The organism is Mycobacterium sp. (genome assembly GCF_035653355.1).
Taxonomy (GTDB): Bacteria; Actinomycetota; Actinomycetes; order Mycobacteriales; family Mycobacteriaceae; genus Mycobacterium.
In genome coordinates this window covers 1-7,325 of the sequence record NZ_DASRBZ010000003.1, presented here as the reverse complement: position 1 = coordinate 7,325, position 7,325 = coordinate 1, and the positions used below count along the sequence as shown (strand labels likewise).

At 66.5% G+C, this 7,325-nt stretch carries 8 protein-coding genes; 3 read left to right on the top strand and 5 right to left on the bottom strand.

All coding sequences use genetic code 11. The features are described 5' to 3' along the window. The coding region (locus VFA16_RS00110; RefSeq protein ID WP_324965861.1) for an SIR2 family NAD-dependent protein deacylase at positions 1 to 463 on the top strand (463 nt) is incomplete at its 5' end. A gap of 112 nt (positions 464 to 575) precedes the next feature. On the opposite strand, the gene VFA16_RS00105 is transcribed toward VFA16_RS00110, so the two are convergent. Genes VFA16_RS00105 through VFA16_RS00095 form a run of 3 tightly spaced genes read right to left on the bottom strand, consistent with a single transcriptional unit; the run spans position 576 to position 4,256 of the window. Beyond that, positions 576 to 1,217: a class I SAM-dependent methyltransferase gene (locus tag VFA16_RS00105; protein ID WP_324965860.1), complete on the bottom strand. Its 642-nt coding sequence runs from the start codon at positions 1,215 to 1,217 to the stop codon at positions 576 to 578. Further along, complete coding sequence (locus tag VFA16_RS00100; RefSeq protein WP_324965859.1) at positions 1,214 to 1,906, bottom strand: TetR/AcrR family transcriptional regulator; 693 nt, start codon at positions 1,904 to 1,906, stop codon at positions 1,214 to 1,216. The genes VFA16_RS00105 and VFA16_RS00100 overlap by 4 nt, the downstream gene beginning before the upstream one ends. A 7-nt stretch (positions 1,907 to 1,913) precedes the next feature. Beyond that, the gene (locus tag VFA16_RS00095) at positions 1,914 to 4,256 is read right to left on the bottom strand and encodes an MMPL family transporter (protein ID WP_324965858.1); all 2,343 of its coding nucleotides are present in this window, start codon (positions 4,254 to 4,256) and stop codon (positions 1,914 to 1,916) included. A 270-nt stretch (positions 4,257 to 4,526) separates the two neighbouring features. Here VFA16_RS00095 and VFA16_RS00090 point away from each other — a divergent pair, with 270 nt between their 5' ends. Then, positions 4,527 to 4,658, top strand: coding sequence for a hypothetical protein (locus VFA16_RS00090; RefSeq protein WP_139797692.1), 132 nt, complete (start codon positions 4,527 to 4,529; stop codon positions 4,656 to 4,658). 73 nt (positions 4,659 to 4,731) lie between these two features. On the opposite strand, the gene VFA16_RS00085 is transcribed toward VFA16_RS00090, so the two are convergent. Both VFA16_RS00085 and VFA16_RS00080 read right to left on the bottom strand, forming a co-directional pair. Next, positions 4,732 to 5,484 carry a 3-hydroxyacyl-CoA dehydrogenase gene (locus tag VFA16_RS00085; protein WP_324965857.1) on the bottom strand — a complete coding sequence of 251 codons (753 nt, stop codon included), beginning with the start codon at positions 5,482 to 5,484 and terminating at the stop codon, positions 4,732 to 4,734. A gap of 55 nt (positions 5,485 to 5,539) precedes the next feature. Then, positions 5,540 to 6,622 carry a CaiB/BaiF CoA-transferase family protein gene (locus VFA16_RS00080; protein ID WP_324965856.1) on the bottom strand — a complete coding sequence of 361 codons (1,083 nt, stop codon included), beginning with the start codon at positions 6,620 to 6,622 and terminating at the stop codon, positions 5,540 to 5,542. Positions 6,623 to 6,821: 199 nt separating this feature from the next. Between VFA16_RS00080 and VFA16_RS00075 the strand changes: the two genes are divergently transcribed. After that, positions 6,822 to 7,325 (top strand): enoyl-CoA hydratase-related protein (locus tag VFA16_RS00075; protein ID WP_324965855.1); only part of this gene is annotated, 504 nt, incomplete at its 3' end.

Here is a 7,325-nt window from a genome sequence, read left to right as displayed (position 1 = left end):
TACCCAGAATGTCGACAATCTGCACGAGCGCGCCGGCAGCGACCCCGTTCACCACGTGCACGGCAGCATCTTCGAATTCCGTTGCGCTGATTGCGCTTTGCCTTATACCGGCAAGCTGCCGGACATGTCTGAGCCCGCGCTGGAATTGGAACCGCCAAGCTGTAGTTGTGGCGGGCTGATCCGCCCAGACGTCGTGTGGTTCGGCGAGCAGTTGCCTGAGGAGCCCTGGCAGCGAGCCGTTGAGGCCACGCAAGCCGCCGACGTGCTGGTCGTCGTGGGTACGTCGGCAATCGTCTATCCGGCCGCGAGTCTGCCCGAACTGGCGCTGGCGCGCGGGGCGACGGTCGTCGAGGTCAATCCCGAGCCGACACCGCTGTCCCGCAGCGCGACGATCTCCTTGCGCGAGACCGCTAGCCAGGCGTTGCCGGGACTGCTGCAGCGGCTGCCCGCACTGTTGAAGTAGACCGACTCTGTGCCTATAGCGTGTGTCGGGCGGGGTCACCCGCTATGAGCGCAGTCTCGACGCGGCGACTGCTGTCTCGCCGCTGTGAGCGCAGCCTCGACCAAACCGACGACTACGCCGGGCGGCGGGCGCGGCCCAGCCGAAACTCAGCCACCGGCAACGGCACCCACGCAGGCAAAGGCCGCTCCGTTCGCGCGTGGTCGACGTCGAAGCCGGCGTCGACAATGGACCGCTCGGTGTGGCGGTGAGTATGGCAGTTACCCATCAATCTGGGATGAATCGTCGCGTCAGCCAGCCGCTGGAATCGGCCGCGAATACCGCCGCTGGCGACATGCTCGAGATAGCGCAGCTGTCCCCCGGGCGCAAGCCATGAATGCAGCTTTCGCAGAACGGAGTCCGGGTCGTCCACCGAACACAGCACCAGCGAGCACACCACCGCGTCGAACGGTTCTGCAGCAGTAAAGTGCTCCACGGTCTCGCAGCTCACGTCCACCCGAACCGGGGCTTTGGCCGCCGCCTGGCGCGCACGGGCGGCCAGCCGTGGCTCGGGCTCGATTGCGACGACGTGTTCGACGGCGTCGGGATATAGGTCGAAGTTCGTTCCGGTGCCTGCACCGACTTCGAGTACCCGCCCCGACAAGCCGGCCAGGTTATCCCGGCGAAGCCCACGCAGCGTGTCCGTCTCATGAGCGGCGATGGTGGGCCATACCCGGGCGAAAAACGGGTGGTGGACGGTGGTTGTCGTCGCTGTCATGCCGGCGAGCCCTCTCGTTGATGACGTGTCATCAGCCTGTTAAGCAGGTCCTGCGGTGCGGCGTCGAGGCCGACCAGCCCGGCCACCAGATGCCCCCAGAACGCTGCGCCCAACACCCGGTCGGCGAACGCCTCCGCATCACCGAACGGCAAGTGCGGCTTGGCGATCAGCAAGGCCGCAACCCCATGGGCGGCGCTCCACAGCTGCAGCGCCACGGTTGTCGGATCACCGGGCGGATAGATCTTTTCATGCATCAGTGTCTGAACGGTCTCCCGCATGTGCTTGAACGCCGAGCTGTCCAGCGTCGCGTCGACGTCGCTGCCCGACCGCCACTCCCCCATGGTGGCGATCCGATACAACTCAGGGGTCGCGATCGCGAACCGAACATAGGCCAGGCCTTGTGCGCGCAGCACTTCCACAGCGGACGGTTGACCGGCCGCGACCCGCTGCATTTCCTGATCGAGTTTGGCGAAGTAGCGGGCACATACAGCGTCCAGCAGCGCATCTTTGTCCTGGAAGTGAAGGTAGATCGAGGGCGGTGTTACGCCAACGCGTTGCGCGACCGACCGGATCGACACCGCCTTGGCGTGGCCTGTCTCCAACAGCAGTTCCGTTGCAGCGTCAAGGATTTCATCGCGTAGCCGGTCACCGGAGCCACGCGGTGCGCGCGATCGTCGCAAACTTTTCATCGGCACCTCAACCACTGTCGCTCACCGATGCGCGGGTCCGTTGCCCATTCCCGCTCGTGTCGCCCAGCTGGACATTGGACCGGCGATGCCGCCCCGATGCCGGACTGATTGTTGGCAACCGCTGAGCCGCGCCCGATTCGCTGAGCCCGAACCGCTCGTGCAGCCACATCAGCGGTCTGGGTGCCCACCAATTCCATCGGCCCACGATGTGCATGAAGGCCGGCACCAGCACCGTCCGCACCAGGGTGGCATCCACCAGCACGGCGAGCGTCAGCCCGACACCGAACATCCGCATGAACGACACCTGCGCAGCGATCAATCCGGCGAACGATATCGACATCACCAGCGCCGCCGCGGTGATCACCCGGCCGGTGCGGGCCACGCCGAGCGCCACACTCTCGTCGTTGCCGGCGCGGGTGCGATCGGATTCCAGCCAGTATTCGCGGATCCGCGAAACGAGGAACACCTCGTAGTCCATCGACAGGCCGAATGCTACGCAGAACATCAACAACGGCATGTTGACTTCCAACGTGCCGCTGGGGGTTGTTCCCAGCGCGCCCAGGTGGCCGTCTTGGAAGATCCAGGCCAGCGCGCCGAACGCCGCGGTCAGCGATAACACGTTGAGCACCAAGGCCTTCAGCGGCAAGACCACGCTGCCGGTGAGCAGGAACAGCAGCACGAAGCTGATGACCGCGATCAAGCCCAACACCAACGGCAGTCGCGTCTCGAGGGCCTTGACACTGTCGTGGTTGATCTGCGCCAGTCCGCCCATCTGCACGGATCGGCCCGCGGGCCCCATCACGGCGTGCAATCGGTCGAGCTGGGTGTTGGAGGCTTGCGAGAACAGCGGTGCAGTGCTGGCGACGGTCACAAACGCACTGCCGTCGGCGAACCCGGTGGGCGCGGCCGGCGGCCCGACGCGGTTTCCGGCGATGAAAGTTCCGGTCGGGGCGGTCACCGCTGATACGTCGGGCACCCGCGACAGGTCGGCGGCGTAGCGCTCGAGATCGGCCGGGCGCACGCCGCGGGCGTCGGGTACGACGATCGGCACCGCCATCGCCGAATCGTCGGCGAAGTCGTTGCGCAACTGGTCACCGACCTGATGCGCCGAGGCCGACCGCGGCAGCACACGATCGTCGGGGAAACCCCACTTCACACCGAGAAACGGAATCCCGAACACCATCAGCAGGGCAACGACTGCTGAACCGATCGGCACCGCGTGACGCATCACAAATTTCGTTGAGCGGTACCAGAACTGCTGCTGCACCGGTTTGTGGACCGGATCTGCCCGGCGCAGCATTCGCCGCGCCAGCCGGCGCGCGTCGAGCGCGTCCAGCCGCGGCCCTAACAGCGCGATCGCGGCCGGCGTCACCACGATCGCCGAAACGGCCACGAATGCCACGGTGGCGATGCCCGCGTAGGCGAAGGATTTCAAGAAATACATCGGGAACAGCACCATCACTGCCATCGACAACGCGACGGTGGTCGCCGAGAACAGCACCGTGCGGCCGGCGGTGGCCATGGTGCGAATCAGTGCCTGGTCAGGCGCTGCACCGTCGCCCAGCTCGTCGCGGTAGCGGCTGATGATCAGCAGGGTGTAGTCGATCGCCAGTGCCAGGCCCATCGCGGTGCTCAGGTTCAGCGCGTAGGTCGACACATCGGTGGTAAACGAGATCAGCCGCAGCACCGACATCGAGCCGACGATGGCCAACCCACCCAGCGCCACCGGCAATGCGGCCGCGAGCAGCCCACCGAACACCCACACCAGCACCACGAAGCTCAGCGGGATCGCGATCGATTCCATCAGCAGCAGGTCGCGTTCGTTCTGCTGGTTGATCTGGGCGTAGACCATCGCTACGCCGCCGGCCCGCACCGTCACGCCGTCGGGAATGGAGAGTCCGTGCACCTCGTCCGCCAGTGTCTTGGCGTATTTCTGTGCGTTGTTTTCCCCACCTTTGAGGTTCGCAACGATCAGTCCCGACTTGCCGTTCTTGGTGACCAGACCAGCGGCGGCCTGCGGGGGTGAGGTCCACGCCGAGGACACGTTAAACACATACGGTGACCGTTGGAGCGCGCCGACGATATCGGTCCCGGCACGACGGGCTTCAGGGCTATCGGCGCCTGCCGGCGCGGTTACCTCGATGAGCAGCTTTTGGTCGCTCTGCCCGAACTTGTCGGTCATCATCTGGATGGCCTGGGCCGACTCTGACGTCGGATCTTGGAAACCGCCCGCCGACAGGCTCTTCGTTACCGGGATGCCGAAGATCGCGGCAGCCAGCACCACCAGGGCGGCAACGCCGATGATTCTGCGCGGCGCGGCGATGGCAAGTCGGGCGATTGCCTGCAGCATGTCGGGTCCTTCCACCGCTGACATCTGTCGCGGTCTTCGGCCATCGACACCAGGTCGCGCCCATCCGCCGTCGATATCCGCGGTAACTTATCAGCGATAAGTCAGGGGTGTCAACGACAACCTCAGCCACCCCTCGTCGAGAGACACGAATAAACCGCCCGGCTAGTTCACGGCCCGAGGCGGCCCGAACCCTACCCGGCAGTAATATTGCCAACGTTTTCCGAATCGTGACTCACTGATTCCTTAATGGTGATCCATACGCTCAGTGTCATGTGGATCGACGACTCGAGTGCCGACGTGATCAAAGCTGATTTCGAGGCTCTCTACCACGGCGACATGTTGGTAGAGGGCGAGACCTCAGAGCAGCTCGACGACTGGCACCCGCTGCCCACCGCGAGCTGACCCGCACTCCTCGGGCGCGCCGGGCGACGGCCGCCCCCATATTTAGTCGTTTCTGCTTTCAGTCCTCAGCGCTTTACCGCGGCGCCATGCGGATGGCGCCGTCCAGGCGGATGACCTCGCCGTTGATCATCGGGTTTTCGACGATGTGCACGGCCAGCGCCCCGTACTCGTCCGGCCTGCCCAGCCGGCTCGGGTGCGGCACCTGCTTGCCGAGTGACTCCTTGGCCGGCTCCGGCAGACCCGCCAACAGCGGGGTGTCGAAGAGTCCGGGCGCGATGGTGACCACCCGGATGGCCTTGCTGGCCAGGTCGCGGGCGATCGGCAGCGTCATGCCGACCACACCTCCCTTCGACGCCGAGTAGGCAGCCTGGCCGATCTGACCGTCGAACGCCGCCACCGATGCGGTGTTGATGATGACGCCGCGCTCCTCGCCCACCAGCTCCGTTTTGGCGATCCGTTCGGCACCGAGACGCAGCACGTTGAACGTTCCGATCAGGTTGACGTCGACGACCTTGCGGAACGCATCCAGCGGGAAGACGCCGTCCTTACCGAGCACCCGAATCGCGTTTCCGGTGCCGGCGCAATTGACGACGATGCGCAACGGGCCCATCGTCTCCGCCAGGTCGAGGGCGGTGGTTACGGCGGCTTCGTCGGTGACGTCAGCCGGCGCGAAACGTGCCCGATCGCCAAGTTCGCGCACAACCTCTTCCCCTCTAATGTCGAGCACGACCACCTGGGCGCCCGCATCGAGGAACCGCTTCGTGGTCGCCAAGCCCAAGCCGGATGCACCACCGGTGACCAGTGCGACGGCGTCTTTGATCTCCACTCGAGTCTTTCCTTTCCAACCGGCCCCCCGGGCCGGCCTCATGGTCGGTCGGCGACTATACCCAGTCGGCGAGCACCGCCTCGGTGTCAGACCCTGGCGGGCCGGGCGGCCGGGGTTGGTCGGGCACTGTCCGGGAGAACCGTGGTGCCGGCGCCGGCTGCAGCCCGCCATCGGCCGGATAGAAGGTGCGACGGGCTGTGATGTGCGGCTCGCTCTCGACTTCCCCGAAAGCCAGCACTGGAGTCACGCATGCGTCCGAGTCGGCGAACACGTTGGCCCAGTGGTCGCGGTCTTTGGAGGCGATCACTTCGGCGATCCGGGCCCGCAGTTCCGGCCAGCGGCTGCGGTCATCCTGCGCGGGCAGGTCGGCGCTGTCGAGGCCCAGCCCGGCCAGCATGGCCGTGTAGAACTGCGGCTCGATCGCTCCAACCGCGACATAGCGGCCGTCGGCGCATTCGTAGGTGTCGTAGTAGGGCGCGCCGCCGTCGAGCATGTTGGTGCCGCGCTCGTCGGACCACATGCCCATGGCACGCATCGCCCACATCATCTGGATCAGCACCGACGACCCGTCCACCATCGCGGCGTCGACGACCTGGCCCTTGCCGGAGGTCTGCCGCTCCCATAGGGCGGCCAAGATGCCGACCAGCAGGAACATCGATCCGCCGCCGAAGTCGCCGACCAGGTTCAGCGGCGGCACCGGCCGCTCGCCTTTGCGTCCAATCGAATGCAGCACGCCGTTGAGCGAGATGTAGTTGATGTCGTGGCCGGCTCGCTGGCTGCGCGGGCCGGTCTGGCCCCAGCCGGTCATTCGGGCATAGATCAAGCGCTCGTTCACACGTGCGCAGTCGTCGGGACCAAGGCCTAGCCGCTCCGCGACGCCCGGGCGGTATCCCTCGATCAGTACGTCGGCCTTGGCGATCAGGCGCCTCACCAGGTCGCGGCCCTCGTCGGACTTGAGGTCGGCGGTGACGAAGCGCCGGTTGCGCAGCATCGCGTCGCGGACCGGCCCGCTGGCGGCGCTGGGCCGCTCGACGCGGACAACGTCGGCGCCCAGGTCGCCAAGGATCATCGAGGCATGCGGGCCCGGCCCGATACCGGCTAACTCCACAACGCGCAGCCCTGTCAGCGGTCCCGCCATCACCCGACCTCCCTGTCGACAACAACCACGTGGCGATCGCCAGCGCGGCGAAGCCGGGCGCAGCGGGTCGCCACCAGACAACCACGTGGCGATCGCCAGCGCGGCGAAGCCGGGCGCAGCGGGTCGCCACTAGACAACCACGTGCATCTTCGCAGCTGCCCGCGAAGGAGCGGCATCCCGGTCACTTAAGGTGATCCCCATGACCGCCCTCGAGTCCCGGATCGACGCCCTGACGCCCGTCGCCGGCCTATCCGTCACGCTCACCGACGGCGTGTTGTCGGTAATCATCGATCGCGCGGAGAGCCTCAATTCGCTGACGACACCGGTGCTGGCCGGGATCGCCGACGCGATGGAATGCGCGGGCGCCGATCCGCGGATCAAAGTGGTGCGCCTCGGCGGAGCGGGCCGCGGCTTCTGCTCGGGAGCCGGCATGAGTGCCGACGATGTCTCCGGCGGCGGTCCGGGCACCGAGATCATCGCAGAGGCCAACCGGGCGGTGCGGGCGATCACGGCGCTGCCGCGCCCGGTGGTCGCCGTCGTGCACGGCCCCGCGGCCGGTGTCGGGGTATCCCTGGCGCTGGCATGTGACCTCGTATTAGCTTCCGCCGCAGCGTTTTTCATGCTCGCCTTCACCAAGGTGGGCCTGATGCCCGATGGCGGTGCGTCGGCGTTGGTCGCGGCATCGATCGGCCGGACCAGGGCG